Raw genomic sequence first — 1651 nt, 5'->3', positions numbered from 1 at the left:
TGGACCCGGTGACGATCTCGACGGACGGCCAGGTGCTCGGCACGCCGCAGTACATGGCGCCGGAACAGGCGGACGGCAAGATCTCGCAGGTGGATGCGAGGACGGACATCTACGCCCTCGGATTGATTCTCTACAAGATGCTGACGGGCAGCCATCCGTACCCGGTGATGGGGACGTTTTCGGAGATCGCAGCGTCGATCCTGTCCACACCGCCCAAACGGCCGTCCAGCGTGGTTCGCGGTTTGGACGCCGACATCGACACGATCGTGCTCAAGGCCCTGGCCAAGGATCCGCAGGAGCGGTACCAGTCGGCGGCTGAGCTGCAGCAGGACATCGAGTTCCGGCTGCAGGATCGGCCTATCGTCGCCCGCTCCGTCAGCACGCCCTACATGGTGCGCAAGCTGTTGTTCCGTCACCGCTACTTCGTGGCCATGGTGACGGTTCTGATGGCAATCATCGCCGGTTTCGCCTACGCCAACGTCCGAATGTACGTTTGGACCAAGGAGACGCGGCAGAGGATGCTCAAGGCAAGCGTTGCAACCTACGAGATGCTCAATGACTTGAGAATGGGCACGTTTCTTCAGGCTTGGCACGCCGGGCGTGATGATCGCGCCGCGGAGATTCTCAGACGGTTCCTCAGCGAGGAACGCGAGCAGTTGGCGGGGCGGTTTCTGCTGGACCCTCGCCCCCTGGAGGAAAAGGAGGCTGAGTTCCGGCGAAACCTGGGACGTAAGGAGACGCATTTCGCCGAATTCATTATCGGTGAGTGCAGCCTGCGCCAGGGCGACTACCGCCAGGCGCTGCGACACTATCGTAAATCCCGAGATTTGGTTTCTTTGACGATGGATCGAAGCTGGTTGGGCCTTTTTTTGGATAGAAGAATTCAAGCCTCGCTACGAGCCATCAACACCGTCAACACGGCCGGTCTGAGCGAAGGAGGCGGTGATGGCTCATAGGTTGCCGATCTCCAGAGAGTCTCAGACAACGAGTCGGACGTCCGCATTCACCCTGATGGAACTGCTGGTGGTGACGTCGGTCATCGCGGTTTTGATGGGCGTTCTGGTTCCCGGGCTTCAGGAGGGTGTGCGGACCGCGGGGCAGGTCTACTGCCAGGCCAACCTCGCCCAGGCCGCCAAGGGGTGGCTGCTCTACCTCGACGATCACCACGGCGCGTTCTACCAGGAGGTCAACGCCAATTTGCATTACGGCGGGTGGATCGGCATGTGGGAATACGCAGGCTCCGTCGAGCGGAGGCCGCGCCCGCTGAATCCGTACGTCGGACTGCCGGAGATCGTTGAGGACATCGACGGCGCCCCCGTTTTCCGTTGCCCGCAGGACTTCGGCGGAGTCCCCGGTCAGCCTGACCTCACGTGCAATGAGGTGATGGGCACCAGCTATCAGACCAACCTCTTTCTGATCGGCCAGACTCAGATCAGCCTGAATCCGCCGCGGGTTCGGCCGCTTCACCGCGAGATCAACAAGCGTCTCCCGAAGATGAACATCTCGCGGGCGTCCGAGCCGTCGCGGTTGATCCTCATGGGCGAGTACGGCTGGATGCTCCAGTGGGGAGCGGGCCTGCCGTCGTCGCCGGAGAGCGAATGGCACGGCGTTCCCGCCACCTTCACCGTGGCGTTTCTGGACGGGCACGCGG

General features: G+C 62.1%; 2 protein-coding genes. Both read left to right on the top strand.

Annotation, left to right across the window (positions count from 1 at the left end; all coding sequences use genetic code 11):
* Nucleotides 1–956 (top strand): hypothetical protein (locus GXY33_10475; GenBank protein ID NLX05558.1); only part of this gene is annotated, 956 nt, incomplete at its 5' end.
* On the top strand, nucleotides 946–1651 hold a 706-nt coding region (locus tag GXY33_10470; protein NLX05557.1), incomplete at its 3' end, for a type II secretion system protein. The genes GXY33_10475 and GXY33_10470, both read left to right, overlap by 11 nt.

Source organism: Phycisphaerae bacterium (genome assembly GCA_012729815.1).
Taxonomy (GTDB): domain Bacteria; phylum Planctomycetota; class Phycisphaerae; order JAAYCJ01; family JAAYCJ01; genus JAAYCJ01.
This window is presented reverse-complemented; position numbering and strand designations above follow the sequence as displayed.